The following is a 26,996-nucleotide window of genomic DNA, read 5'->3' as shown; positions in this document are numbered from 1 at the left end:
AACGTCCAGATCAGAAGAAAAAGCAAGTGGAAAATCGCTTGTGGAGAAGAAAAAATTCTCCACAAGAGTGCCTGTAACCCACCATTTCTTGGGTTTCAGCCCGCTGTCAACCCCCAAGTCTGGACGAAATCGCCAGTTGAGCGGCAGCCAGCCGAGCGACGGGCACCCGGAACGGCGAGCAGGAAACATAGTCAAACCCAAGATCACGGCAAATGGCGATTGATTCGGGGTTACCCCCATGTTCACCGCAGACCGATAGAGTGACGTCAGGCTTGGCCAGACGCCCGCGTTCAGCGCCAAGTTTCAGCAACTCGCCCACCCCATCCGGATCAAGAACATGGAACGGATCTTCGGTAAACACTCCCTGCCGGACATAGGCCGACATGAACCGGCCCGCATCATCGCGCGATAGGCCATACGTCATCTGGGTCAGGTCATTGGTTCCGAAGCTCAGGAAAGACGTATGTGGTGCAATCTCTTCCGCCCGCAAACAGGCGCGCGGCGTTTCAACCATCACCCCAAGCCGATACTCAAACTCCTGGCCTTTTTCGGAAGCGACTGCCGCAGCCACCGAGTCGATGCGGGATTTGACCAGCTCAACCTCGCGCTTGGCTGATACCAGCGGGATCATCACCTCGGGCACCACCGGCGCGCCGTTTTTGCTGGCCTCCAACGTGGCTTCAAAGATCGCGCGGGCCTGCATGTCGTATATCTCGGGTACGGTCACCCCAAGCCGCACGCCGCGCATGCCCAGCATCGGATTGTATTCCGACATCGCCTCAACTCGGCGCTCAACGTCGGAGACCGGCAAATCCAGCGCCTCGGCCAGTTCGCGTTGACCGCTGCGAGTGGTCGGCAGAAACTCATGTAGCGGTGGATCGAACAGGCGGATACAAACCGGCTGGCCTTCCATGATCCGGAACAGCTGGATGAAATCCTCGCGCTGCATAGGCAGCAGTCGTTCCAGCACCGCAGACCGCCCAGATGGGGTCTGCGCAAAGATCATCTCACGCATGACGATCAGGCGGCCGGGATCAAAGAACATATGCTCGGTCCGGCACAGTCCGATGCCTTGCGCCTCGAAATTGCGCGCGGTCTGGGCGTCTGCCGGTGTATCCGCATTGGCCCGAATCGCAATATCCCGCTCGGCGTCTGCCCAGCCCATAAGCGTCTGAAAACAATCGTCCAAAGCCGCTTCCAGCATCGCGGGCTGCCCTGCCAGAACCTGTCCTGACGTCCCATCGATGGTCAGAACATCCCCGGTTTTGAACATCCGTCCATCCGGCGCAGTCAGAAGCTTTTTCTTGGTCTGGAAGCGCATCCCCGACGCCCCGACGATGCAAGGCAGGCCCAACCCGCGCCCGATCACCGCCGCGTGGCTCGTCATACCGCCCTTTTCCGTCAGAACCGCGACTGCCGCATGCATGCCCCGCACGTCCTCAGGCGAGGTTTCGCGGCGGACCAGGATACAAGCCTCGCCCCGCGCGGCGCTAGCCTGTGCCTCAGCCGCGGTGAACACAATCTTGCCCGTTGACGCTCCGGGGCTGGCCGCGATACCCGTCGTCAGGATATCGCGCTTTGCATCTGGGTGGACCTGACGGTGCAACAGCTCGTTCAACGCGTGCGGATCGACGCGCATCACCGCCTCTTGCGGTGGGATGATCCCGTCTTCGGCCAACCGCACCGCAATCCGCATCGCCGCGCGGGCGGACCGCTGCACCCGCACGCCATCCAGAATATGCACATGGCCGTTTTCGATCACAAACTCGACCTGCATTTCCTCGCGCAGTTTCTCGCGCATCAGCGCGGCCTGCGCTTTGAGATCGGCAAAAGCTTTGGGTGCCAGTTCTTCCAGTGACTGCCCGCGCGGGTCTTTTTCCAAGTACAGCGCCGCAACACCTTCGCCCAACGCATCGCGCCCCTGGCTCTGGCTCAGATACCGCCCGGTGATCTGTGGCATTCCGGTTGTGATATCAACCAGTTGCAATACACCCGAGCCGCATTCGCCCTGCCCCACTCCGGGTATCATTTCCTGAATGACCAACCCAAGCCCCGCATCTGCAGGGGCTCCTTTAGCCTGACGCAGCAACCGAGCCGACGTGCCATCCCACGCCCGCGCCATGGATCGTAAGACACCGACCAACTGCTCTCCGCGATCCTGGGGAAAGGCCTCGTCGGTCTCATCCTCATAAGCGCGCAGAGACAGTTTTAACCCTTCGCTGCCATCAGCTTCGATGTCATCAAACACATCCGCATCCAGCCGCGCGACGTGGATGGCGTAGCTTTGAACAAATCTCAGATACAGCGCGGCGGCAGCTTCGGCCCCCATCTGATCAGATAGGTCCACATAGCGCGCGTCGTTCATTCCGATGTTCAGAACCGCACCTGGCCCGCCCCAATCGGGGTCTTCGGAACTGGGTCGCACGCACAGCAACGCCGTGTCGTCAAACTGTTCCAAAATCGCGGTAATGTCAGGCACCTGACCATCGGCAATCTGTTGCACCAGATCAAAAGACAGCGCCACGGTGCGCGGCACCGGCATGTCCAGTCGAACCAGACGTTGCAGACACTTAGCCCGCCCGCCATGGGTATTGGCGGCAACGGGCGCTTTGGGCGTGATGAGCGTGGTATGCGGGTTATTCTGCACTGCGGCACCTTTTAGCTTCGCCGCAGCATAAGCCCTTGCACCAACGGCGCAAGGGCGATCTGGCTTATCCTTCGATCTTGGTCAGATCGGCAACGCTGGAACAGATCGTGCGGATTTGGCTGAGCAGGTTCAGACGGTTGCGGCGCAGGATGTCATTGTCGGTGTTGACCTGCACGTCCTCGAAAAACGCATCCACTGGCGCGCGCAAGCTTGCCATGGCGGCCATGGCGGTCGGGAAATCCTCAGCCTTCAACGCCGGATCGATCTGCTTTTGCGCCTGATCCAACGCGGCAAACAGCGCCTTTTCGCTGTCCGTCTCTGCAAACTTCACATCCGCGCCGTAGGAGTATTCGACCCCGTCCTTCTCTTCGGCCTGCGTCAGGATGTTATTGGCGCGCTTGAACCCTTGCACGAGGTTTTCGCCATCCTCGGTCGCGATCACCGTGTTCAGAGCTCGGGCGCGTTTGACCAGCAGGTTGAGGTCGTCATTGCCTTCCATCGCGATACAGGCGTCGATGATGTCGTGGCGGATACCCTCGTCGCGGAGGAAGACCTTGAGGCGGTCGTGGAAGAAGGAGAGGAGATCGTCGGATGCGTCAGGAACCTTATTCTCGAGCTCCAGAAAAGCAGCTGCAGGCAATCCTCCGACCTTGTCCTTAACTGTCTGGAATGCAGCACCAAAGACGCCATGATCGGCGATCTCCTCCAAAAGGTCGCGGACACTCGCATCCGGCAGCGCCTCATTAATAGCGCTCTCCGCGCGAACCAACTGGCTGTCAAAGAAACGGTCCAAATTGATACGCAAATCGTTGTCCAAGATCAGTCGAATAGCCCCCAACGCCGCGCGGCGTAGCGCAAATGGGTCTTTTGATCCGGTCGGTTTCTCGTCAATCGCCCAGAAGCCGGTCAGCGTATCCAGCTTGTCGGCCAGCGCCACGGTCACCGAAATCGGTGCGGTCGGCACCTCATCTGACGGTCCCAGTGGCGAGTAATGTTCCTGCGCCACGGCGGCCACGGCGGCATTTTCGCCTGCGGCCTCAATATAGTAGCGGCCCATAAGACCTTGAAGTTCGGGGAATTCATAGACCATCTCGGAACTCAGATCGGCCTTGGCCAGACGCGCGGCTTTCTCGGCCTGATCCGCATCCGCGCCGGTCACCAGGGCCAATTCGCGGGCCAGTGCGGCGATGCGGTCGATCCGCTCGGCCTGCGTGCCCAGCTTGTTGTGGAAGGTCACATTCTCCAGCGCGCGGGTCCATTGGGCGATGTCCGATTTGGCAACGCGCAGGTCGTTCTCCCAGAAGAATTTCGCATCAGCCAGACGGGCCGAAAGCACCTTTTGGTTCCCCGCCAAAATGGTTGCGCCATTGTCGGCGGTTTCGCGGTTGGCGACGGTGATGAACCGTTCGATCCGGCCCGTTTTAGGGTTCTTCACGGAAAAGAACTTCTGATGTTCTTTCATCGAGGTTTGCAGCACCTCGGGCGGCAGTTCCAGGAACCCCTCGTCGATCTGACCCATCAGGACAACGGGCCATTCGACCAGACCGGCGACCTCGGCCAGCAGGCCCTTGTCTTCGACCACCTCAAGACCGGCGGCAAAACCCATGTTCTGGGCGTCGTTCCAGATATGCTCGGCGCGTTCTTCGGGCGACAAGACCACAAAGGCGCGTTTCAACTGGGCTGCGTAATCCTCGAACGATGTGACCGAGAACCGGTTCGGCGCCATGAAACGGTGGCCTTCGGTGGTATCTCCGGCTTTGATCCCCTCGATCTCCAAAGGCACAACCTGCGCGCCCGCCTCATCGCTGAGGATGCACAGGATCGAGTGCAAGGGCCGCACCCAGCGCATCGGGCCACTGCCCCAGCGCATCGATTTGGGCCAAGGGAAGTTGCGGATGGTGGCCTCAAGCACTTCGGCCACGATCTCGGCCGCAGGACGCCCAGCTTTTTCGACGGTGGCGAAATAAACAGCGCCTTTGGGTGTCTCGCGTTCTTCCAACTGATCCCGTGTCAGGCCCGCGCCGCGCAGAAACCCTTCGATCGCCTTGTCTGGCGCACCAACCTTGGGACCTTTGCGTTCCTCACGGATCGTCGGGCTCTCGGACAGCACCCCCTCGACCGCCAGCGTCAGGCGGCGCGGCGTGGTCAGGGCGGCGGCCCCGGCATAGGTCAGACCGGCCTCGACCAAACCATCAGTGATCCGCTTTTTCAGCTCATCTCCGGCGCGGGTCTGCATACGCGCGGGGATCTCCTCAGAGAACAGTTCGATCAACAGGTCGGGCATAGTCGGTCCTTAGAAATTCACAATCGTCTGAATGACGATGGCATTGGCTATATCCACAAAGAAGGCGGATACAAGGGGCAGCACGATAAAGGCAATAGGCGACGGACCATATCGCTTGGTTACGGCGGTCATATTTGCAATTGCGGTGGGGGTTGCGCCCAAGGCAAAGCCGCCGAAACCGGCGGCCAGAACTGCGGCGCGGTAGTTCGAGCCCATGACGGGGAACAGAACCCAAAGCACGAACAAAACCGCAAACAGAGTCTGGGCGGTCATGATCACTGCTATGGCAAGCCCCAGCTCGGCGATTGTCCAGAGTTGCAGGCTCATGAGCGACATGGCCAGAAAGGCCCCCAACGCGAATTCCGAGATGAGTGCCAGCGACGGGGTTCGTGACACTTTGGGCGCGCCCGGAAAGATGGCCGTGCGCAGATTGGCGATGACAATGCCCATGATCAGGCAGGGCACGAACAGAGGCAGTTTCAGGCCCGCCGCGCTAATCACCTGATCCAGCCCATATCCCGTGATGATTGCCAGGTTCAGATACAGCAACACCCGCATGATCGTCAGGTGGTTGATCTGGGTTTTTGCATCAGTGGCGTCATCGGGCAGGCCGACGCTGTGTTCTTCCTCGGGCCTACTGGGGCTGAGGTTTCGCCCTTCGATCAACAGGCGCGCAATGGGGCCGCCTACAAGGGCAGCCAGAACCAGACCCAAAGTCGCAACGGCAACGCCCAGTTCGGTCGCACCGTCCAGCCCTGTCGCCTGGGCCACTTCGGGGGCCCAGGCAATCGCTGTTCCATGCCCCCCGATCAGCGCGGCAGACCCGAACAGAACCCCCGCCTGCGCAGGATAGCCAAACAGAGCCGCGCCCGCAGCACCGATGACGTTCTGGAACACGATGGTCGCCAATGTCAGGATCAACAACAAAAGCAAAGGCTTGCCGCCAGCGATCAGATCCGACAGGCGTGCGTTTAGACCGATCCCAGCGAAAAACAGTACCAGCAGGAAATCACGGGCTGTCAGGCCAAAGGACAGCTCGACCCCGAACAGCAGATAGAGCAGCAGCACGACGATTGATGCCAGCAGCCCCCCTGTCACGGGCTCGGGGATGTTGAAGCTGCGCAACGCAGAAACCCGGGCGTTGATCTCAGCCCCGATCAGATAGACGGCAAAGCCCAGCGTGGCCGTCAGAAAATCGGGGATTTCGACGACATGGCTCACAGCGTTCCCCTATTCCTGCGGTTTGGGCGGGCATTCTTCGCCCACTACCGTACCGTCATAGGCCTTTTCACCGCAATTGTTGAGCGCGTGCCAGACATAGCCCTTGCCGTCTTGAGTCACGGCCACGATGCGATCAACGCCATAGTGGATATTCTTGGCGCCCATGAACGCTTGCGCCTGCCCGTCTTTCAGCGCATCCGCTAAGGCGGGCGCGTCATAGCAATCGAACCAACCCGGCGCGGTCAGGGGTTCAGGGTCTTCCACCGGAGTGAAAGCGGTCATCTGATCTGGCGTCAGGTCCGTCTCGAAACACGCCCGGTAGCGAATCGGAGAGCTATCGGCGTCGATTGCCTGAAACGCGGTATAGGCAATCGCTTGGGGTTGATCCGCCCCCTTCGCCAGCAAAAGCACATCCTGACCGGGCTGCGGCGCGACCTCGTAATAGAAGCCATAGACCTGCAGATAATACATCCCACCGCCCGCCAAAGCGGCCGACAACAATAGGATCAGAGCGAGCAATTTTCCGGTCATCTATGACGCCTCTTTCATATTGGCAGAAAATAGGACAGGGTCCGCAGCTGTACAGGACGAAACGAGGCAACCCGCATGGATACCACCCTTGCCGTCGGTTTTTTTGGCGCACTGTTTGCGATCATGAACCCGGTCACAAACCTGCCCGTGTTTCTGAGTGTCACGCAGGATCTTCCCGTTCCAGACCAGCGCAAAGTTGCCGCGAAAACAGCGACCTACTGCCTGATCCTGGGATCGGCCTTTGCGCTGATCGGCAATCAGGCGCTGGGGCTGTTTGGCATCAGTGTTGATGACCTGCGCGTGGCCGGCGGGCTGGTGGTTCTGATGATCGGGCTGAACATGCTGAACGGGAACGAGAGCAGTTCGCACCACGGGACAGAAGGAGAAAAGAAATCCTATCCGGCGCCCGAGACTGTGGCGTTTTATCCGCTGGCCTTTCCAATTCTGGTCGGCCCCGGCACGATCACCACATTGATCTTGTATGCAAGTCACATAAAGAAGCCCGTTGAAGCCATTGCTTACGCAGGTGTTTTTCTGGTCGTCGTTGCGATGCTGTTCGTCACGTTCTGGAACGCCTCGGCCTTGGCCAAGCGCCTGTCCGAAAATGCCCGCGTGATCATGAGCCGCTTCATGGGCATGATCCTGTCGGCCATCGCCATTGGCATGATCGCCGACGGCCTTAAGGTGTTGCTGCCTGGATTGGCCTAAGCCGCGCATCAGGCCCCGAACCCGGCGGCCTCGGTCTGGACAAAGGCATCGGCACATTGCTTTGCCAACGCGCGCACCCGGCCGATATAGGCCTGGCGTTCCGTGACCGAGATCACCCCCCGTGCGTCCAACAGGTTGAAGATGTGGCTGGCCTTGATGCACTGGTCATAGGCCGGATGTGCCATGACGATACGCTTGCCGGTCTTGGGATCATCGTGTTCCTGCGCCAGAATAGTGGCGCATTCTGCCTCGGCCTCTTCAAAATGGCGCAGCAAGACCTCGGTATTGGCCACGTCAAAGTTCCAACGGGCGTATTCTTCTTCGGTTTGCTTGAAGATATCGCCATAGGTCAGCGGGCTGGGGGATTGCGGGTCGTTGAACGGCATGTCCATCACGTGATCGATGCCCAGCACATACATCGCCAGACGTTCCAACCCATAGGTCAGCTCGCCCGAGACCGGGGCGCAGTCATGGCCGCCGACCTGTTGGAAATAGGTGAACTGGCTGACCTCCATGCCGTCGCACCAGACCTCCCATCCCAGACCCCAGGCGCCAAGTGTCGGGCTTTCCCAGTCATCCTCGACGAACCGGATGTCGTGCAGGTCCATATCGATGCCGATGGCCTGCAGCGAGCCCAGATACAGGTCCTGCAAATCCGGCGGGCTGGGTTTGATCAGTACCTGATACTGATAGTAATGCTGCAACCGGTTGGGGTTCTCACCGTACCGCCCGTCGGTCGGGCGGCGCGAGGGTTGCACATAGGCTGCGGCCCAGGCCTTGGATCCCAGCGCGCGCAACGTGGTCGCCGGGTGGAACGTCCCTGCCCCGACCTCCATGTCATAGGGTTGCAGGATCGCACAGCCCTTGGACGCCCAATAGGTCTGAAGCCGCAGGATAATTTCCTGAAAAGAACGCGGTGCGCTGGACGGTTCGGTCATGACATTCCCTTTGGGCGTCGCTTGCGCCCTGTTCCGGTCGGTTTTGCCCTTCCTATGCAAGGGGCCAAGGGGCGTCAACGGGCCAATGGCCCCATGCTGTATCTGCATGGCCACACCGTAAATTCCCCGTATTCCCGCCATGGTATTTAGACCGCGAAATCGCGTATTCTGCGCGAAATGTTCAACACTGCATAAAACGGGCAGAATATGACACGAGTTTTGACGGCATTTCTTTTGTTTCTTCTATTGGGAGTGCACACCGCATCTGCACAGCAAGACCAAGGCGTCTGGGTGCAAGTCGAAGCCCAGCCTTCCTTGCGTGAAGCGCAGGATCGTGCGCAGGCTTATGCCAGCGCTCTGCCCGATGTGAACGGGTTCCGCCTGAACAGTGGCTGGTACGCCATTGTGATCGGCCCCTATGCCCGCAGCGACGCGGAACAGGTTCTTCGAGTCTATCGCGCCGAGAGGCAAATCCCGCGCGACAGCTTCATTGCGTTTTCCAATGATCTGGGTCAGCAATTTTGGCCTATAGGCGTTAATCTTCTGGATCGTGGGGTAGTTGCGCCCCCGGTTGAACCGGAACCACAGCCGGAACAGAACCTGTCAGAGGTCACCCCGCAGGACGCAGACGAAACACGCGCCGAAGCGCTGCAATCAGAACGGTTGCTAACTGCGCAGGAGCGGAAAGACCTGCAAACCGCCTTGCAGGCCGCTGGGTTCTATAACTCGTCCATCGATGGCGCATTTGGTCAGGGAACCCGCCGCTCGATGGGCGATTGGCAGCGTTTCAACGGTTATGAGCCGACGGGCGTTCTGACAACATTGCAGCGCAAGGCCCTAATGGATGACTACAACGCGCCGCTGATCAGCGTCGGGATGGCATCTTATGCCGACGATCAGGCTGGTGTGTCTTTGGACATGCCATTGGGCGCGCTGGAATTTGACCGCTACGAGGCTCCGTTTGTCCATTTCAAATCAAGCGATGATATCGGTGCTCAGGCGCTGCTGATCTCGCAGGCGGGCGACAAATCTACCTTGCGGGCGCTGTATGAAGTGATGCAGTCACTGGAAATCGTACCGCTTGATGGCCCGCGTGAACTGCGCGGTGATCGGTTCTCGTTGGAAGGTCGCGGAAACGGCATTGTTTCGTTCACACAGGCCTCGCTGAAAGACGGGCAGATCAAAGGGTTCACTCTGGTCTGGCCGGAAGGGGACGAGGCGCGCCGCCTGCGTGTTCTGGCCGCCATGGCGCAGAGCTTTGCGACCACCGATGCGGTTCTGGACTCAGCAGCAGGCGCATCCGCGGATCAGCGGATCGACCTGATTTCGGGCCTGCAAGTGCGCAAACCGCGCCTGTCGCGTTCGGGTTTCTTTGCCGATACCAGCGGGGCGGTTCTGACCGTGTCCGAGGCGGCAGATAACTGCACCCGGATTACGCTGGACGGCGATCAGGAGGTTCAGGTGGCTTGGACCGATGCCGATCTGGGTGTCTCGGTCCTGCGCCCCAGTCAGAGCCTTGCGCCGATGAATGTCGCCGCCTTCAGCGCGGACACGCCGCGCATTCAATCCGAGGTCGCGGTATCCGGCTTTTCCTATCAGGGTGCGCTTGGCGCCCCGACCCTGACTTATGGGCAGATCGCAGATATCCGTGGCCTGAACGGAGAAGAAGGTGTGAAACGTCTGGCCCTGAACGCCCAGCCTGGTGATGCGGGCGGCCCTGTCTTCAACGACAGCGGCAATGTTGTGGGCATGCTGCTGCCAACCCCGACCGAGGGGCGCACCCTGCCCGCCTCGGTCAGCCTTGCCGCAACCGCCGCGCGTTTGACAGATGTGTTGACCCAGGCCGGTGTGTCCGGACAGCCCAGTCAGGAAAGCACACAAATCTCACCCAACGAGTTGAACCGCCGGGCGACAGGCATGACAGTTCTGGTGCATTGCTGGGACTAAAGTCGCTGCGAGAGAAAAAATGAAAGCGCCGCAGACCTTTGCGGCGCTTTTCGTTTCACAGGATATCTGGCGTGACGTGGATCAATGTTGGTCCGTCGGCCTCAAACGCGGCGCGCACGGCATCCTGCAAAGAATCCAGCGTAGAGGGCGCAGCAGATCGTGCACCAAACGCCTCGGCCAGTTTGCAAAAATCGGGATTGCGCGCCACAACCGCATTCGGGGCGATCTGACTGCGGAACATACTGTCTTCGATCTCTTTCAGCTTGCCATTGTCCCACAGGATGATGGGCAGAGGCAGACCCAGTTCCACCGCAACCCCCAGTTCCTGCATCGTATAGTGGAACCCGTAGTCCCCGGCGATCACCGCCGTGAGTTTGCCTCTGCGCCCAATCGCCCCGCCGATCCCGGCAGGCAAAGCATATCCCAACGTGCCAAAGCCTGTTGGGTGGTGCCAATGGTGGGGATAGGCCATATCCCAAACTTCTTTCGCGACATAGGCGAACTGGGTCATATCGGAATAGATCATCGTATCAACAGGCATCGCGGCGCGCAGGGCGTCGACAACCGGCACAATGCCTGGCCGTTCGGCATCCACCTCAGCCCGCCAGCGGGCGCGCGTTTCGGCAACCTCTTCCGCGGTCCAGCCCGTGGCGGGTTTGGCATCTTCGGTGACGGCCCATAGCGCCCGCGCGAAACTTGCACTATCCGCCTGAATTTTGACGGCGGCCCGGTGATGATCTGACAGAACCTCGGGGTCCAGATCAACGCGGATCAGGGTGGCTTTGTGCCCCAGCTCGCGCCGCCACAGATCGACCTCTCCCAGCTCTGCACCAACCGCGATCACCAGATCGGCAGAGGCGATGACCTCGGCGCTGCCGGGTCGGGGCAGCATTGCCCCGAAATCCAGCGGATAATTCACCCCAGCCATCCCGCGTCCGGCATAGGTGGTGAAACAGGCCGCGCCCAACTGTGTCAGGATTTGCCGCCATTCGTTCGACCGGCAACCGCCCCCCAGAATGAACAACGGTCGTTTGGCAAGGTTCAGCAGCGAGACAGCCGGTGCGACATCGGGCGGCTGCGCCTTGGTGCGCAGCGCGGGTTGGTTCGGAAACGGGGCCGGATCAGCATCCGCTTCCAGCTGCGCAATGGGCACCTGAATATGCTTGGGCCGGGGGCGGTTGAGTTCAAACTCCTCAAATGCACGTTCCACCAAACCATAGGCAGCCTGTGCCGTATTCGCCTGTGCGGACCAGTCTGCGACAGTTCCCGCCGCCGCTTGCTGATCCTTCATCTGATGCAACTGGCCGCGATACTCCTGCGTCTCATCCAGACAGGATGAAAGAACCAGCATCGGCACCGAGTCGCTGTAGGCCTGCCCCATGGGCGTCATGATGTTGCATAGCCCCGGCCCGGTGATCACATAGGCCACACCCGGTCTACCGGTCGCACGGGCATAGCCATCGGCCATGAACCCCGCCCCTTGTTCGTGCCGCGCCAGAACATGGGTGATCCCCGCCTCTTCGATACCCCTATACAGTTCCTGATTGTGCACACCCGGAATGCCAAAGATCACATCGACGCCTCGATCCCTGAGCATGTGCGAGAGTTGCGCGCCAAGGGGTCTTTTCATCAGCTTCTCCAGAATTGAACGGTAAAGATTGCATAAACGGCCAACAGCTCCAGCCGTCCCACGAGCATGCCGATGATCAACAGCCACTTCGCCGTATCGTTCAGCCCGGAAAAGTTGCCTGCCGGCCCGATCTGTTCGCCTAGCCCCGGGCCCACATTGGCCAGAGCGGTGGCCGCGCCAGAAACCGAGGTGATGAAATCCAACCCGGTCAGGGCCAGCGCCCAAGACAGTACGCCCATCGACAGCACAAAGAACATGAAAAAGCTCATGACCGAGGTCAGAACATCCCGGCTGACAGGGCGGCCGTCATACAAGGGTACAAACACGCCATGTGGTGATCGAATGCGCCGGATTTGCGTTTTGATCGACGCAAACAGCAGTTGATAGCGGAACACCTTGATCGAACAGGCGGTCGAGCCTGCGCAACCGCCGATCAGGCCGATCAAGAAAAACAACATGATCGCAAAGCTACCCCAGTTCATATAGTCAACGCTGGCATAACCTGTCCCTGAAATGATCGACGTGATGTTAAACAGGGACTCCCGGAAGGCCTGTTCCCAATGGTGTGGAAACACCGATGTCAGGAACACCGACATGACGACGACCAGAACCAATATCGTGGCTATGAATGCTCTGATCTGACTGTCACGCCACAGTGAAAGCGTATGCCCGTTGGCAAGCTGCACGTAGCGCACAAAAGGGAGTGCCGCCAAAATCATGAAAACCGATGCGGCATATTCCGACGGCCCTGTAAACGTCCCGAATGAGGCATCATAGTTCGAAAACCCGCCTGTCGAGATTGTCGTGAAGGCGTGCACCAGCGCATCAAAAAACCCCATGCCCAGTGCCGCGTAGACCAACATACAGACAACCGTCAGGAACACGTAGATCAGGGATATCTGGCCCGCAATCTCCTGCGCACGAGGCAGGATTTTCCCCATGGTTTCAAACCCTTCCGAACGGAAGATTTGCATCCCGCCCACGCGTAGCTCGGGCAGGAACACCATGGCGACAACAATGATACCGATGCCGCCTAGCCACTGTAAAATGCCACGCCAAAGCAACAAACCTTGGGGCAGATCATCCAGGCCTGAAATGACCGTTGAACCGGTGGTGGTCAGCCCTGACATCGCCTCGAAATACGCATCGACAAAGCGCAGTTCGGTTTCACCAAACAGAAACGGGATCGCCCCAAAGACTGGCAAGGCAACCCAGACGCCCGTGGTTAACAAAAAGGTCTGACGAATAGTCAGACCTTCGCCCACCCCGTTCGAGCAACTGATGGCCAGAACCGAACCCGCCAGCATGGTAATAATGGCGCTTTCCAAAAAGACATGCCATTCGCCGCGTCCTTCGATCAGGTCGGCAACCATAGGCGGCAGCATGGTCGCCCCAAGAATGGCGACCAGCAAGCCAATCACATATCCGACCGGGCGAAGATCCATCATGAGGCGCAGCGTTGGCGCGCCGACCCGACCGTGTCAAGCAGATGATCCGCGATTATTCGTCGGAACTCTGGGTTGCCTTGGGCATTGCAGGCGGTTTTGACGGCGCGCGTGTACGGCGGGCTTGAGGTTTCGGAGATTCGGCCGCCTGCGCTGTTTTCACCGCAGTCGCCTGCTGCGGCTTGGACGCAGCTTTAGGGGCAGCTGCCGTTTTTGCTGGTGTTGCAGTGGCGTTTGCAACCGTGGGCTTAGGAGTAACCTGTTTTGAAGCCCGCGCTTTCGGCGCTGGTTTCGCCGCGACGGGTTTAGCAACAGCGGGCTTTGGCGTTGCAGTCTTTGTTACGGGCGCTGCAGGTTTGTTGATGGCGGCTTCCGCTTTGACAGGCGATTTGGCTGCAGCTGTAGGCTTCGCCACCGGCTCGGATTTGGCCACAATTGTGGGCTTTGCTGCAGGTGCAGGTTTAGCTGCTGTGCGCGGTTTGGCCTTGAACTTCGCTGTTGCTGCTGCTTTGGGCGTCGCTGTTGCTGCCGCCTTAGGCTTTGATGCAGCGGGTTTTTTTGCCGGGGTGGCTTTGGCACGTTTTGCGACAGGTTTCTTGGGTGCAGGCGTTTTGGTTACCGGGGTCGAACCCAGTGCCGTCGTCTGCACTGCCTGAACCTGAGCCAATGGAAATTCCATTGCCGAGCGGGCAACGATTTGCATGATCTTGATTTGGCTCACCATGGCGTAACCAGCCACGCGAAATGCCGCTGCCTGAAACTCCAGCGGTTGGGTAATTGGATTCATTACATGTCTCTCCTGTAACAGCGAAGCAGCCTGAAATCTGAGGGTGAGTGTCCCTGTCCGCCCAGATCATCTGGGCAGAGCTTTGGGTATTGCAGTCTAAGGCGTGGCACGTCTCGGTGTCCTTCCGGGGCAGCACGCAGGTCAAAGCCCATCATGCGGCAGCTGCATTCCCGAACATTCTTACACTACAACATCACGCAAGTGCAGCATTTTTGCTGCAATGCGGCGATAGGGCGCTGATACGCGTTCTTTGTGATGAAAATCCAGGCGCTTAGGCGCTGTCGTTACCCGACGTGGAACAGGGTTGTGAACAGTCTTGGGTCCAGACTGACCGACTCGAAGGTGGGACCCTCGGTCAAAACCGAAACCGCGTCGTGGCTGTGCAGGCTTTCCTGATGGCTTGCGATCACACGGAAGTCACCGACGTGATGGTCGGCCAACAGTTCCGCACAGAACAGCCGCGCGGCGTCTTCGACGAAGATTGGATTGGCCGCGTTCAATTCGGCAAAGGCCTGTTCATCTTCACGTTTCACCATGACCTGCGTTTCTGTCGGCACGGCGCGGCGGCACAGCTCGATCAGGTCTTCGAACCACAGGCAATCTGCATCGCAATCCACCACAACGGAAATCCGCGCGACCGAACGTTGAGAGTGCGGCGTTGCAAGCTGCCCCCGCTGCGACCGCGCATGCTCGCTCAGCTCCAGCGAACAGGGGCAAGTCGAAGAATAGACATAGTCCAAATGCATGATCTTCTGACGCACACCGTTCTGTTCGACCAGTTCCAGCGCGATGTCATAGTACTGATAGCCTATCAGCCCCGAACGAAGGCTTTCTACCTTCGCCGGATAGGAAAATCGCATCTGGATGCGGGCATCGAAACTGTCAAGATCGGTCAGATAATCGCTCAGCGCGGCCTCGATCACCTCGAAGCTGAACGTCCTTTCCGCATGTTTGTAGAACGAGCGCATGATGCGGGACATGTTAATGCCCTTCTTCTCGGCCTCAAGGCTTACGGTGCCTGTGATCGAGGTCTCAAGCGTCAGGTCATCGCCGCCCTTGCGATGAAAGCGGATTGGCAGGCGGAAGTTGGAAATTCCGACGTGCTGGATCTGCTGCTTTGCACCACGGATCAAACTAGAGGGACCGTTTTGCAGATCGGGTAGCGAGGCGCGATAGGCGGCATCCACCGCAAATTCTTCGGGATACTCCCGCGCGAGCGCCGGATAATTCTGTGCATTGAACCCCGGGATCAGCCGCGCCACAGCCGGATCAAGCTGCGAAATCTCAAGAGACGATGCAGTTTCGGCCCATTTGCGCAGCAGCTTCAGGGCGGCGGCGGCCTCGTCACGGTCCGGAGTATCAATATCGCGCGGATGAACGTTCATTGGCTGAGGGTCCTCAATTGGTCATCCTTGATATAGATGACTGCAGTTCATTTGCCAGTGTAGCGTTTTACGGACGCGATACCATTCCGGATTGAAATGAAATGAAAAATACCGGCGTTTTTAGGCCGATACCGACGGCGAGCACGGGGATACGCCGCGTCTTATCCAAAAGTTGGAGGTATTTTCGCCCCCAATCTCCTCAGGTTTGTGACGCCTTCAAAGCGTTGCGGATGTCCGTCAGCAGATCATTTGCGTCCTCAAGCCCCACCGAAAACCGGATCAAACCGGGGGTGATGCCCAACTCATCCTTCTGCTCGTCACTCAAGCGCTGATGTGTGGTGGTCGCCGGATGGGTGGCAATGGATTTCGCATCGCCAAGATTGTTCGAGATCACGGGGATCGTCATAGCATTAAGAAACTTGAACGCAGCCTCTTTGCCGCCTTTGATGTCAAGCGACAGAACTGTGCCACCTTTTCCGCCCAATTGCGACCGCACCAGTGCGTTCTGCGCGTGGGTTTTCAGCCCTGGATAAAGCGTCCGCTTCAAAGCAGGATGTCCTGCCAACGCTTCGGCGATGTGTTGGGCTGTGGCCGCCTGCGCGTTCACGCGCAACGCCATGGTTTCCAGACCTTTCAGCATGACCCAAGCATTGAATGGGCTCAACGCACCACCGGTGTGTTTCAGATAGGGTTCGACCGTGCCTCGAATAAAGTCTCGTGTGCCGATGATGACACCGCCCAAGGCGCGTCCCTGTCCGTCAATATGTTTGGTGGCCGAATACACAACTACATCCGCGCCTTGCTCGATCGCACGCGAAAATACGGGGGTCGAGAACACATTGTCCACCACGACCAAAGCACCTGCCGCATGTGCCAGCTTGGCGACCGCCTCGATATCGATCACCTCAAGTGTCGGGTTCGACATGGATTCGAAGAACACCGCCTTGGTGTCTGGCCGAATTGCAGCATCCCACTGCTCAAGATCTGTGCCATCCACAAAAGTCACCTCAACCCCGAACCGGGTCAGGATGTTTTCAACGATATATAGACAGGACCCAAACAGCGCTTTGGCCGAAACGATATGGTCCCCAGCCTTCAGCATCGAGGTCAGTGCACCATTGACAGCAGCCATCCCTGACGCGGTAGCAAAGGCATCCTCGGCCCCTTCCATCGCGGCGATGCGCTGTTCGAACATGGACACAGTCGGATTGCCGTAACGGGCATAGATAAACTCATCAGGGCCGCATTCCAGAAACCGGGCCTCGGCCTGCTCGGCATTGTCGTAGACAAAGCCCTGGGTCAGGAAGATCGCCTCGCTTACCTCATTGTACTGACTGCGACGAATGCCGCCATGGACGGCCTGAGTGCGTTTGTTCCAGCTCTCGCTCATGTCATTCCTTTCGGCCTCGACCCCCGAGGGGCATAAAAAAACCCCAGACGCGGTCAAGCGAAAGGGGCCTTTCATCCTGACCTTTTAGCGGTGTTGTTTAGCGTGGCCCGCAATCCGGTAACAAATCGCCACGTGGTGTTGTTGCCCATACGCCGCAGTTGCGAATTCGTCAAGCCCGACACCTGCAACGTCACGGTTCTGTAATCGTTCAGTCATGGAAGCGTCATAGCGTTATGACAAAGCGGCACCACAACATCTTGTGTGAGGCAGAGCATATGCCAATAGTCAGGATCAATGCTGTCAATGGCCGTGCTGAGTTGCACGGAAGTTCCCGCCCCTTGATCGGGGCTTTGCAGCAGAGCCAGCTGTCCGACGGACCTGTCATTATCATGACCCACGGGTACAAGTACCGGCCGGATGATGCCGATGCCTGTCCTCACCGTCATATCTTGTCGCTGCATCCCAAGACGATGCCCTGGTACAGCCCCAGTTGGCCGCAACATCTTGGCTTTGGCAGCGGGTTCGAAGACGAAGGTCTGGCCATCGCTTTTGGTTGGGACGCGCGCGGCCCACTCTGGTCGGCGCAACGTCGCGCTGTTGAGGCAGGCAAGGTCCTGGCACAAGTCATTCGTCACGTCCATAACTTGAATCCTCAGCGTCCGATCCATTTCATCGGCCACTCGATGGGTACCGAACTGGCGCTTGAGGCGCTTCATCACGTTCCAACAGGCGCGCTCAGCCGGATCGTTTCCCTCACCGGGGCCGCCTATCAATCCCGCACTATCGCGGCCCTGACAACGCCCGCCGGGCGCGAGGCCGAGTTCATCAATATCATCAGCCGCGAGAACGATCTATTTGATTTTCTTTATGAATCCTTCATCCAGCCGCCCTGTCGTGGGGATCTCAGTATTGGCGCGGGACTGACGGCGCCAAACGCTGTTACATTGCAGATCGATTGCCCGGCTACGGTAGACCAACTGTCGGCTCTGATATTCCCAGTAGCATCGCCTGAACGGCGCATCTGTCATTGGTCCAGTTACACACGCCCCGGCGTGCTGCGGGTCTATAATGCCTTGCTGCGCGACACCGAGCGTTTATGCCTACAAACGCTTAAGCGCGGTATCCCCGAAACACCGCACAAGCGTTGGTCACGGCTTTTTGCACTCCCCCGTCCGCAGGCCCTCTTGCCGTTTGCTCAGAAAGCATCATGATCCCCTCAGCTTGAGGAGATATCATGATCGATCTGTATTTCTGGCCCACGCCAAATGGCTGGAAGGTATCCATCGCTTTGGAAGAGATGGAACTGCCTTACACCACCCATCTGATTAATATTGGCAAGGGCGACCAGTTCGATCCTGACTTTCTGAAGATTTCGCCCAACAACCGGATGCCTGCCATCGTTGACCCTGACGGCCCGAATGACGCACCCGTTTCCGTGTTCGAAAGTGGCGCGATCTTGATGTATCTGGCGCGCAAGACCGGACGTTTCTATGGCGAATCCGAACGTGACCGTATCGCCGTCGAAGAGTGGCTGATGTGGCAGATGGGCGGTGTAGGCCCGATGGCCGGACAAGCGCATCACTTCCTGAAATATGCCCCTCAGATGGACCCACCCCAGGACCTGCCCTATGCCAAGGATCGCTATCGCGCCGAGGTTGGGCGCCTTTACAGCGTGCTCGATCGACGACTGGCCGAAAGTGAGTATGTCGCGGGCAATTTCTACTCGATCGCCGATATGGCGATCTGGGGTTGGGCCAGCCTATGGGAAGGCCAGCAGCAGCAGCTTGAAAACAAACCGCATTTCTCACGCTGGCTCAACGCAGTCGGTGCCCGCCCGGCGGTACAGGCAGGTCGCGCCCTATATGCAGAGCTACGAGGCGACCATCAGGACAAAACAGCGCAAAGCGTTTTGTTCAAACGATAAACATGACAAGAGACCCACATCAGTCAGTAATAAACCCACCAAATTGGGGACTAAGTATTTAGCAATTGCTGTTCCATTTTCCTGCTGTAGGATTCACAAAAACCTGTGAGCAACCATGAGAATTGCCTTTATCCTATTGATGGCTTGGGCCAGTGCCGCACTGGGACAGACCTATCCAGAATACAAAAACACGACCGTCAACGACTTCGCTGATTTGCTTAGCCCGCTGGATGAGCAGGCTGTTTCACAACAACTGCAGAAACTCAAAAGGGAGACCGGGGTTGAGATGACTATTCTCACTCTGCACACTCAAAACAACTATGCGCCCAACCGGACGCTCGAGCAATTTGCCACAGGGCTTTTTAATCATTGGGGGATTGGCGCCTCATCGCGAAATGATGGTGTCCTTGTAATGGTCCTGCGTGACGATAGGGCAATGCGAATAGAGCTTGGGGCTGCATATGGGCGCGCTTGGGATGACCGGGCGAAACAAATTGTCGACAGCAAGTTCATTCCGGCCTTCAAAGCAGGCAGCTATTCAAACGGGATCAAACTCGGAACCACAGCCATCATAGAAAAGCTGGTATACCCGTTCCGCGCCGGAGAAGATGCGCCCACCAAGAAAACAAGTGATGATCCCGGTCTTTGGATTTTTGCAGCGTTTGCGCTGGCGATGCTTTTGTTCAATCTCCGCAGCACAATAAGCGATGGTTTGGCTCGATTTCAAACCTGCCCAAAATGTGGGAAACGCAGCCTAAGGCAGAGCCGTCGGGTCAGAATCGCGGCAAACAAAACAATGCCCGGTTCGGGAATTCGCCGGATTGAGTGCCTCAATTGCGACTATTCCGAAGAAACTTCGTACACTATTCCAAAAGTATCCAGCGGCACCAGCAGCAGTTTCGGAGGGGGCCGATCCGGGGGTGGCGGAGCATCCGGACGCTGGTAGCATCAGATACGCAAGCCCTTGCTTACTCTTTGACTCATCTGAATTGGGTCGCCCACGTGTTGGCGTCCTCAAATCCGAGTTGAACTTTGGTATCTAGTGCCGATCTGCGGCGCGATGCGTCGCAATTGCCACTGGAAACGCTTAGCTCCCTTGACTAATGAAGAATTCGACACTTGCAGAAGGAAGACGCACGCAATGGCAAAGATCACCTATGTCGAGCATGGCGGTATCGAACATACAGTCGAGGTTGCCAACGGACTGACGGTCATGGAAGGGGCCCGTGACAACAATATTCCAGGCATTGAGGCCGATTGCGGCGGCGCCTGCGCCTGCTCAACCTGCCATGTCTATATCCACCCTGACTGGGTCGAGAAAATCCCCGCCAAGGATGATATGGAAGAAGACATGCTGGACTTCGCTTACGAGCCCGACCCTGCCCGCTCGCGCCTAACCTGCCAGATCAAGGTGACGGATGCACTGGATGGTCTGGTTGTACAAATGCCCGAAAAGCAGATCTGATGCCAACCAAAGCGCCGCGCCCGCCCGCTCGCCTCTGGCACTTTCGGGCCCGCGGCGCTCTGTCAGCGTGTTGCATGTGGCTTGCCGGAGCAAGCTTTGTAACCGCCGATACAATAACCTCAGCCCGGTTTACGGAACCAACCACGCGCTATGCGCATGGTGTCCTGGGTGACAACATCGAATACGGCGCGCTAGAATTAAGCGTCAAAGGTGAAGATGGCACCAAGGTCACGACCATCACCCTGCCAGAAGATCGCGTGTTCGAAGACTTGGTGCCCCGGCTTTGGGACGTCGATTCCGACGGCAATGTCGAAGCTGTCGTCGTTGAATCTCAAAACCAGCGTGGTGCTCAACTCGCTATCTACGATACAACCGGAACAAAAATCGCCGCCACCCCGTATATCGGTACACGCTTCCGTTGGCTGGCCCCAATCGGAGCTGCTGATCTGGATGGCGACGGCCATGTCGAGGTTGCCTATATCGACCGCCCTCACCTCGCAAAAACCCTGCGTATCTGGCGCTTCAAAGCTGGTCAGCTGACCGAGATCGCCGCAATCCCAGGCCTGACCAATCACAAGATCGGTGAGGATTTTATCTCGGGCGGCCTGCGCCTCTGCAACGGCCAGGCGGAGCTGATCGTTGTCAACGCCGATTGGTCGCGGATCATCAGCGTCTCGCACCAATCCGTTTGGACCCAAACCGTTCTCGGCCCGTTCAACGGCCCCAACAGCCTCACCCAAGCCCTAAAATGCTGATCCCTACTTCATCTGGCTACAAATATCCTGGGGGTGAGGCCGCAGGCCGAGGGGGCAAAGCCCCCTAGCCCGCCCGTCGCTCAAAGCGCCCGCCAACCAATATCGCGGCGGTAGAACCCCTCCGGCCAGTCCACACCATCCACCATCGCATAGGCCCGATCCCGCGCTTTGTGCAGCGTTTCCCCGCGTGCAGTGACGTTTAGCACCCGACCGCCAGAAGCCAGCACCTGCCCCTCAACGGCCTTGGTGCCTGCATGAAACACCATGTTGCTGCTGTCTTCGGGCAGGTCATCCAAACCTTTGATGTTAGAGCCTTTCTCATACACCCCGGGATAGCCCTGCGCAGCCATGACCACGGTTATCGCATGGTCCTCAGCCCAATTCACCCGGGTCTCCTCCAGTCGCCCCTCGGCCGCTGCATGCATCAAATCCATAGCTTGCGCGCCCAGACGCATCATCAGCACCTGACATTCGGGGTCGCCGAACCGCACATTGTATTCCACCAAACGTGGTTGCCCATCCTTGATCATCAAACCGGCATAGAGCACCCCCTGAAACGGCATCCCGCGTCGCTTCATCTCGGCCATGGTCGGGCGGATGATTTCATCCATCGCACGGGCTTCGACCTCAGCGCTCAGAACCGGAGCGGGAGAATAGGCGCCCATGCCACCGGTGTTCAGCCCGGTATCGCCTTCGCCCACCCGTTTGTGGTCTTGTGCTGTGCCGATCGACAAGATGTTCTCTCCGTCGCACAGCACGAAGAGCGAGGCTTCCTCACCCTCCATGAATTCCTCGATCACAACTTCGGCCCCTGCACCCCCAAAAGCGCCGCCGAACATGTCATCGATGGCCTCTAACGCGGTTTGCACGTCCATCGCAACGATCACGCCTTTGCCTGCGGCCAGACCGTCGGCCTTGACCACGATGGGTGCGCCCTGTTCGCGGATATAGGCTTTTGCCGGTTCCGCCTCGGTGAACCTTGCATAGGCCGCTGTCGGTGCTGCGGCTGCGTCACAAATCTCTTTGGTAAAGCTTTTTGAGGCCTCAAGCTGCGCCGCTGCGGCCGAGGGGCCAAAGACCAGCACGCCAGCCTCTCGCAAACGATCTGCAACGCCTGCCGCCAAGGGCGCTTCGGGGCCGACAATGACGAAATCAATTGCGTTTTCCTCGGCGAAACTGACCACTGCGCCACCATCCTCGATATCCAGCGCAGCACAATCGGCGATCTGAGCGATCCCGGCATTTCCCGGCGCAACGATCAAGCGGTCACATTTGGGATTCTGCATCACCGCCCAGGCCAGGCTGTGCTCGCGCCCGCCGCTGCCGAGAATAAGGATGTTCATGAAAGCTCTCCGATCTGCTTGGCCTTGCCTGCGCGGCGTTCTAAGCTGGGTGGGCATTTGACACAAGGCGCTGAAATGTCCGACCTGCTCGACGACCCGATTCCCGGTCAAAATACTCCCGAATATTCTGTCTCGGACATCTCGGGTGAGGTGAAAAAGACGCTCGAGGACGCTTTTGGGCGAATCCGCGTGCGTGGTGAGGTCGGGCGGGTGTTCAAAGCGCGCTCAGGACACCTTTATTACGACATCAAAGATGATCGAAATGTGCTGGCCTGCACCACCTGGAAAGGTCAGATTTCGGGCCTGTCTGTTGTCCCCGAAGAAGGGCTGGAGGTTGTTGTCACAGGACGTCTCACCGCCTTTGGCGCACAGTCCAAATACAACATGAACGTGGATGAGGTCGCCGTCGCCGGACAAGGTGCTTTGATGGCGCTGCTGGAAAAGCGCAAAAAGCAGTTGGAAGCCGAAGGACTGTTCGCGCCCGAACGCAAGAAGCAACTGCCATATTTGCCTCAGATCATAGGCGTGGTGACGTCACCTTCCGGCGCAGTAATCCGCGATATCCTGCACCGGCTACGGGATCGCTTTCCTCGTAAGGTTCTGATCTGGCCGGTTGCCGTTCAAGGGGCCAATTGCGCGCCTGAAGTGACCCGCGCCATCGAAGGGTTTAACGCGCTCACACCCGGGGGCGCGTTGCCTCGACCTGATCTGATCATCGTTGCGCGCGGCGGCGGGTCGATCGAAGATCTGTGGGGGTTCAATGAAGAAAGCGTTGCACGTGCCACTGCCGCCTCGGACATCCCGTTGATCTCGGCTGTGGGTCACGAAACGGATACAACGCTGATCGATTTTGTCTCGGACCGCCGGGCACCCACGCCGACTGCTGCCGCTGAGCTGGCTGTCCCCGTCCGGATGGAGCTGCTGGCTTGGACCAATGAACAGGGTGCACGCCTGTCCCGTGCGGCCAGCGATGCGGTCCAGCGCCGCAGCCAGCGTTTGCGCGATATTGCCCGCGCCCTACCGCGCCCGGATAGTTTGTTGAACACTCCCCGGCAACGGCTTGATCTGATTGCAGAACGACTGACACCCGCTTTGACCAGAGGCGTGCAAAACCGACGCTTGCAACTGGTTGAGATGTCGGCCCATCTGCGCCCCTCAACCTTGCGCGGCGTTGTCGCATCTCGGCAGGAAAGCCTGCGCAACCTGTCTTCGCGCCTATCCGTGCGTCCGATCCAACGCGAGATTGACCAGCAGCGCCAAGCCACCAACAGACTGGCCGAACGACTAGACACCGCTCAAAGCACCCGATTGGATCGCCTGCGCCAACAGCTGGATGCCACAGACCGCCTGCGCGAAACGCTTAGCTACAAAGCCACGCTGGAACGCGGCTATGCCGTTGTGCGGGCCGAGGGCGACGTGATTACCACCAAGTCACAAGCCTCCAAGCACCTGGTGCTGGAAATCGAGTTCACCGATGGTCGCCTGACGACCGGAGGTTCCAGCAAATCGCCCCCCAAAAAGGCTAAGACAGATGCTCCCGATCAGGGCTCTCTCTTCTAAACCATGCTGACGATTTGGGGGCGCAAAACATCATCGAATGTGCAAGCCCTCATGTGGTGTGTCGGAGAGTTGGGACTGGAGTATCACCGCCATGATGTTGGCCATCACTTTGGCGGTTTGGACACGCAAGCCTTCGGCAAGCTGAACCCAAACCGCACCATCCCCGTCCTGCAGGATGGCACCAACCCACCCTTATGGGAAACAGGGGCCATTCTGCGCTATCTCGCCGACCGCTACGGGCCCGACACGTTTTGGCCCAAAGACCCGGTTCAGCGCGCCGACGTGGACAAATGGGCTGAATGGGCGAAGATCAATGTTGCAATGGGTTTCACGGTCCCGGTGTTCTGGCATGTGGTTCGAACCGCACCTGCCAATAGAGACAAGGTTAACATCAGGAACGCCATTGAACAGCTTGAAACAAAACTAGAAATTTCAGATCGACGTTTGGAGAGCCGCGAATTCCTCACCGGCCCTGACCTGACCCTGGCCGACATCCAGTTCGGCCACATCCTGTACCGATACTACGACATCGAGATTTCGCACGCGCAGTTCCCCAATCTTAAACGCTACTATACTCAACTCACAGCAAGACCCGCGTTCAGACAGCACGTCATGATCAGCTACGAAGACCTAAGGGTGAGCTGAGATCAAACCCCAACCTCTGGCCCAAGGCAGATCATCTCTTCACCCAGATCTTCGGCCTCATACAGCTGCGTTGCCTGTGGGTCGCCTTCGAACTGGGCAACCAAGCCGCCGCCCACCCGCGTGAAAACCCAGCATTGCGGATCTGACCTGTCTTCATAGACAAAACATATTTGGTCTTCGCGCTGATACCACACACCTTCCTTGCAGTTGCCATCAAGAAACGACCAGATCACGCGACGATTGGGCAAATAGCGTTCTACCCCGTAAACCTCGCCGCTATAGCCGTAAAACAGGGTTTTTCCGCGCGTATAGTCATCGAATTCCGCCCCAGATAACGCCGTTTGCGCCCCCACAGGATGGGCCGAAAGCACAAGAAGAATCGCAAAGAACCTCAGCATGGCGCCATAGTGTCAGATACATGCGGTCAAAGCTATGCGCGCTGCACGTTCGCATGCCTCCACGTCACCTGTTGTGCCAATTGCAGATTTCGAACGACAGTAAACCCACGAGAGTGGGAGGAAACCAGAATGACAAGCCTGATTTGGATCGCAGCCGCATGCGCCATGGCCTATCTGCCCCTGTCGCCACGCCCGGCCAGTACAATACGCACCGCGCTAAAAACTGCCTCTGTCGCCCTATTGGCCCTGTTCGCAGCTCTCAGCGGGTCCGCGAGCCTGTTGATCCTTGCTTTGGCCCTTTGCGCTATGGGGGACGCGCTACTTTCCCGCGAGTCCGAGACCAGCTTTATGGCCGGTATCGGCGCATTTGCGGCGGGTCACCTTGCCTATATCGCCCTGTTTCTGTCTCATCCAACCAGCAACGTGGCGCTCATCTTCGATCACCCCGGATATGTCTGGTCCCTCATCTTGCTGGGAATTGTCGCCGCCACCCTCCTGGCCCCTCGTGCCGGAGACCTCAAGGTTCCGGTTCTGGCCTACATCCCGATCATCCTCGGCATGGGCATCACAGTTCTCGCTCTACCTGATGCCGGTGCCCTTCGCTGGGCCTTGCCCGCTGCGATGGCCTTCATCGCCTCTGATCTGATCCTTGCAACTGAAAAGTTCCTACTACCTGCAAATCATCCGGCTCTGAAACTCACGCCCTATCTGATCTGGCCGCTCTATTGGGGCGCACAAGCCGGGTTCCTGATCGCCTTCACCTGACCCTTTGCAACTGCTGCCAATCCGCATTAGGTGAAAGGATCACCTGCGGAGACCAAAATGGCGTTTTTTTCAAAGCTCAAGGACAAGCTATTCAAATCCTCCTCGCGCCTCGAAGAGGGGTTGGATGCGATTGTCGAGGATGGCGGCGAGGAATCCGCGCCCGACCCGGTGATCCCGCAGCCCGAGCCCGAACCGCAACCCGTTGCAGAGGCACCCATCCCTGCGCCGTCCGAACCTCCTGCTCCTAAACCTGCAGACCCCACGCCTGCGCCAACGCCGCCAGAGGTTCCGGAGTCAAAAGGCCTGCTAGGTCGATTGTTCAGCCGCGGCGATGCCCAAACCGTTGTCCGCCGCACGCTGGATGACGACATGCTGGAACAGCTCGAAGAGCTGCTGATCGCCTCTGACATGGGCGTCGATACAGCCTTGCGCGTCACCGCCAACATGGCCGAGGGTCGCTTTGGCCGCAAACTCTCGGCCCTCGAAATCAAGCAGTTGCTGGCGCAGGAAGTCGCCCGCGTCATGGAGCCTGTGGCGCGCCCATTACCGATTTATCCCAAACGCCCGCAGGTGGTTCTGGTCGTCGGCGTCAACGGCTCAGGAAAAACCACAACCATCGGCAAACTTGCCAGCCAGTTCAAATCGGCAGGCAAGCAAGTTGTCATCGCCGCCGGCGACACCTTCCGCGCCGCCGCTGTTGAACAGCTCCAGGTCTGGGGCGAGCGCGCCGGTGTCCCGGTGCTAACCGCGCCAGAAGGCTCGGACCCCGCAAGCCTCGCCTTCGATGCCCTGACCAAAGCCCAGGTAGATGGCGCCGACCTGCTGATGATCGACACTGCAGGCCGCCTGCAAAACCGCGCCGACCTGATGGAGGAACTGGCCAAGATCGTCCGCGTCATTCGCAAGGTCGATGATACCGCCCCACATAACACGCTGCTCGTGCTCGACGCCACCACCGGCCAGAACGCCCTCAGCCAGGTAGAGACCTTCCGCAATCTCGCCGATGTCTCGGGCCTTGTGATGACCAAACTCGACGGCACCGCCAAGGGCGGCGTTCTGGTGGCGCTTGCGGACAAGTTCGGCCTGCCGATCCATGCCATCGGCGTCGGTGAACAGATCGACGATCTGGCCCCCTTCGACCCCGAAGAATTCGCCGCCGCCCTGACCGGCCTAGACCAAAGCTGATCCAAACCTTCATCTGGCCATAAATATCCTCGGGGGTCTGGGG

Annotated in this window: 23 protein-coding genes and 1 riboswitch; of the genes, 12 read left to right on the top strand and 11 right to left on the bottom strand. The window is 58.5% G+C overall.

What is annotated here, in order from left to right; genetic code table 11:
* Positions 1 to 106: 106 nt before the first annotated feature.
* The 4 genes from ACR0JX_RS02465 to ACR0JX_RS02450 form a co-directional block, all read right to left on the bottom strand.
* Entirely contained in the window at positions 107 to 2,647 is a 2,541-nt protein-coding gene (locus ACR0JX_RS02465; protein WP_480541093.1) for a putative PEP-binding protein, read from the bottom strand.
* 64 nt (positions 2,648 to 2,711) lie between these two features.
* A complete protein-coding gene (gene glyS, locus ACR0JX_RS02460) occupies positions 2,712 to 4,931 on the bottom strand; it encodes a glycine--tRNA ligase subunit beta (protein ID WP_480541091.1) in 2,220 nt (739 codons plus the stop codon).
* Between the two features lie 9 nt (positions 4,932 to 4,940).
* Entirely contained in the window at positions 4,941 to 6,152 is a 1,212-nt protein-coding gene (gene gltS / locus ACR0JX_RS02455; protein ID WP_480541089.1) for a sodium/glutamate symporter, read from the bottom strand.
* 9 nt (positions 6,153 to 6,161) lie between these two features.
* Positions 6,162 to 6,683 carry a DUF6446 family protein gene (locus tag ACR0JX_RS02450; RefSeq protein ID WP_480541087.1) on the bottom strand — a complete coding sequence of 174 codons (522 nt, stop codon included), beginning with the start codon at positions 6,681 to 6,683 and terminating at the stop codon, positions 6,162 to 6,164.
* Between the two features lie 75 nt (positions 6,684 to 6,758).
* On the opposite strand from ACR0JX_RS02450, the gene ACR0JX_RS02445 reads away from it, so the two are divergent.
* Positions 6,759 to 7,391, top strand: coding sequence for a MarC family protein (locus ACR0JX_RS02445; protein WP_480541085.1), 633 nt, complete (start codon positions 6,759 to 6,761; stop codon positions 7,389 to 7,391).
* Between the two features lie 8 nt (positions 7,392 to 7,399).
* On the opposite strand, the gene ACR0JX_RS02440 is transcribed toward ACR0JX_RS02445, so the two are convergent.
* Positions 7,400 to 8,329 carry a glycine--tRNA ligase subunit alpha gene (locus ACR0JX_RS02440; RefSeq protein ID WP_480541083.1) on the bottom strand — a complete coding sequence of 310 codons (930 nt, stop codon included), beginning with the start codon at positions 8,327 to 8,329 and terminating at the stop codon, positions 7,400 to 7,402.
* A 207-nt stretch (positions 8,330 to 8,536) separates the two neighbouring features.
* Between ACR0JX_RS02440 and ACR0JX_RS02435 the strand changes: the two genes are divergently transcribed.
* Positions 8,537 to 10,276 carry a serine protease gene (locus ACR0JX_RS02435; protein ID WP_480541081.1) on the top strand — a complete coding sequence of 580 codons (1,740 nt, stop codon included), beginning with the start codon at positions 8,537 to 8,539 and terminating at the stop codon, positions 10,274 to 10,276.
* A gap of 55 nt (positions 10,277 to 10,331) precedes the next feature.
* Here ACR0JX_RS02435 and ACR0JX_RS02430 read toward each other — a convergent pair whose 3' ends face one another.
* Together ACR0JX_RS02430 and ACR0JX_RS02425 are read right to left on the bottom strand one after the other, a co-directional pair.
* Entirely contained in the window at positions 10,332 to 11,906 is a 1,575-nt protein-coding gene (locus ACR0JX_RS02430) for a 5-guanidino-2-oxopentanoate decarboxylase (protein ID WP_480541079.1), read from the bottom strand.
* On the bottom strand, positions 11,906 to 13,354 hold the full coding sequence (locus ACR0JX_RS02425; RefSeq protein WP_480541078.1) for a TrkH family potassium uptake protein: 1,449 nt from the start codon (positions 13,352 to 13,354) through the stop codon (positions 11,906 to 11,908). The genes ACR0JX_RS02430 and ACR0JX_RS02425 overlap by 1 nt, the downstream gene beginning before the upstream one ends.
* Before the next feature lie 224 nt (positions 13,355 to 13,578).
* Between ACR0JX_RS02425 and ACR0JX_RS02420 the strand changes: the two genes are divergently transcribed.
* The gene (locus ACR0JX_RS02420) at positions 13,579 to 14,007 is read left to right on the top strand and encodes a hypothetical protein (protein ID WP_480541076.1); all 429 of its coding nucleotides are present in this window, start codon (positions 13,579 to 13,581) and stop codon (positions 14,005 to 14,007) included.
* Positions 14,008 to 14,422: 415 nt separating this feature from the next.
* On the opposite strand, the gene folE2 is transcribed toward ACR0JX_RS02420, so the two are convergent.
* Positions 14,423 to 15,523: a GTP cyclohydrolase FolE2 gene (gene folE2, locus ACR0JX_RS02415; RefSeq protein WP_480541074.1), complete on the bottom strand. Its 1,101-nt coding sequence runs from the start codon at positions 15,521 to 15,523 to the stop codon at positions 14,423 to 14,425.
* A 199-nt stretch (positions 15,524 to 15,722) separates the two neighbouring features.
* Entirely contained in the window at positions 15,723 to 16,913 is a 1,191-nt protein-coding gene (metZ, locus tag ACR0JX_RS02410; RefSeq protein WP_480541072.1) for an O-succinylhomoserine sulfhydrylase, read from the bottom strand.
* Positions 16,914 to 16,977: 64 nt separating this feature from the next.
* Positions 16,978 to 17,055, bottom strand: a riboswitch (SAM riboswitch).
* 133 nt (positions 17,056 to 17,188) lie between these two features.
* Between metZ and ACR0JX_RS02405 the strand changes: the two genes are divergently transcribed.
* The 5 genes from ACR0JX_RS02405 (at position 17,189) to ACR0JX_RS02385 (ending at position 21,057) form a co-directional block, all read left to right on the top strand.
* A complete protein-coding gene (locus ACR0JX_RS02405; RefSeq protein WP_480541070.1) occupies positions 17,189 to 18,124 on the top strand; it encodes an alpha/beta hydrolase in 936 nt (311 codons plus the stop codon).
* A gap of 23 nt (positions 18,125 to 18,147) precedes the next feature.
* Entirely contained in the window at positions 18,148 to 18,837 is a 690-nt protein-coding gene (locus ACR0JX_RS02400; protein WP_480541068.1) for a glutathione S-transferase N-terminal domain-containing protein, read from the top strand.
* A 115-nt stretch (positions 18,838 to 18,952) separates the two neighbouring features.
* On the top strand, positions 18,953 to 19,783 hold the full coding sequence (locus ACR0JX_RS02395) for a TPM domain-containing protein (protein ID WP_480541066.1): 831 nt from the start codon (positions 18,953 to 18,955) through the stop codon (positions 19,781 to 19,783).
* A 195-nt stretch (positions 19,784 to 19,978) separates the two neighbouring features.
* Positions 19,979 to 20,302, top strand: a complete 324-nt coding sequence (locus ACR0JX_RS02390; RefSeq protein WP_480541064.1) for a 2Fe-2S iron-sulfur cluster-binding protein — start codon at positions 19,979 to 19,981, stop codon at positions 20,300 to 20,302.
* A complete protein-coding gene (locus ACR0JX_RS02385; protein WP_480541062.1) occupies positions 20,302 to 21,057 on the top strand; it encodes an FG-GAP repeat domain-containing protein in 756 nt (251 codons plus the stop codon). Before ACR0JX_RS02390 ends, ACR0JX_RS02385 begins: the two co-directional genes overlap by 1 nt.
* A gap of 80 nt (positions 21,058 to 21,137) precedes the next feature.
* Here the strand turns inward: ACR0JX_RS02385 and purD are convergent, their stop codons facing one another.
* Positions 21,138 to 22,400, bottom strand: coding sequence for a phosphoribosylamine--glycine ligase (gene purD, locus ACR0JX_RS02380; RefSeq protein ID WP_480541060.1), 1,263 nt, complete (start codon positions 22,398 to 22,400; stop codon positions 21,138 to 21,140).
* Between the two features lie 75 nt (positions 22,401 to 22,475).
* On the opposite strand from purD, the gene xseA reads away from it, so the two are divergent.
* Together xseA and ACR0JX_RS02370 are read left to right on the top strand one after the other, a co-directional pair.
* Positions 22,476 to 23,960: an exodeoxyribonuclease VII large subunit gene (gene xseA, locus ACR0JX_RS02375; RefSeq protein WP_480541058.1), complete on the top strand. Its 1,485-nt coding sequence runs from the start codon at positions 22,476 to 22,478 to the stop codon at positions 23,958 to 23,960.
* A gap of 3 nt (positions 23,961 to 23,963) precedes the next feature.
* The gene (locus ACR0JX_RS02370) at positions 23,964 to 24,605 is read left to right on the top strand and encodes a glutathione S-transferase family protein (RefSeq protein WP_480541056.1); all 642 of its coding nucleotides are present in this window, start codon (positions 23,964 to 23,966) and stop codon (positions 24,603 to 24,605) included.
* 2 nt (positions 24,606 to 24,607) lie between these two features.
* On the opposite strand, the gene ACR0JX_RS02365 is transcribed toward ACR0JX_RS02370, so the two are convergent.
* Complete coding sequence (locus ACR0JX_RS02365; RefSeq protein WP_480541054.1) at positions 24,608 to 25,003, bottom strand: hypothetical protein; 396 nt, start codon at positions 25,001 to 25,003, stop codon at positions 24,608 to 24,610.
* A gap of 129 nt (positions 25,004 to 25,132) precedes the next feature.
* On the opposite strand from ACR0JX_RS02365, the gene ACR0JX_RS02360 reads away from it, so the two are divergent.
* Positions 25,133 to 25,768, top strand: a complete 636-nt coding sequence (locus tag ACR0JX_RS02360) for a lysoplasmalogenase (protein ID WP_480541052.1) — start codon at positions 25,133 to 25,135, stop codon at positions 25,766 to 25,768.
* A gap of 57 nt (positions 25,769 to 25,825) precedes the next feature.
* A complete protein-coding gene (ftsY, locus tag ACR0JX_RS02355) occupies positions 25,826 to 26,953 on the top strand; it encodes a signal recognition particle-docking protein FtsY (protein ID WP_480541050.1) in 1,128 nt (375 codons plus the stop codon).
* Positions 26,954 to 26,996 lie beyond the last annotated feature (43 nt).

The sequence above is a fragment of the Ruegeria sp. AH7 genome (genome assembly GCF_056541325.1).
Note: the sequence above shows the minus strand (reverse complement) of the source record. Positions and strands in the feature narration are given on the sequence as shown.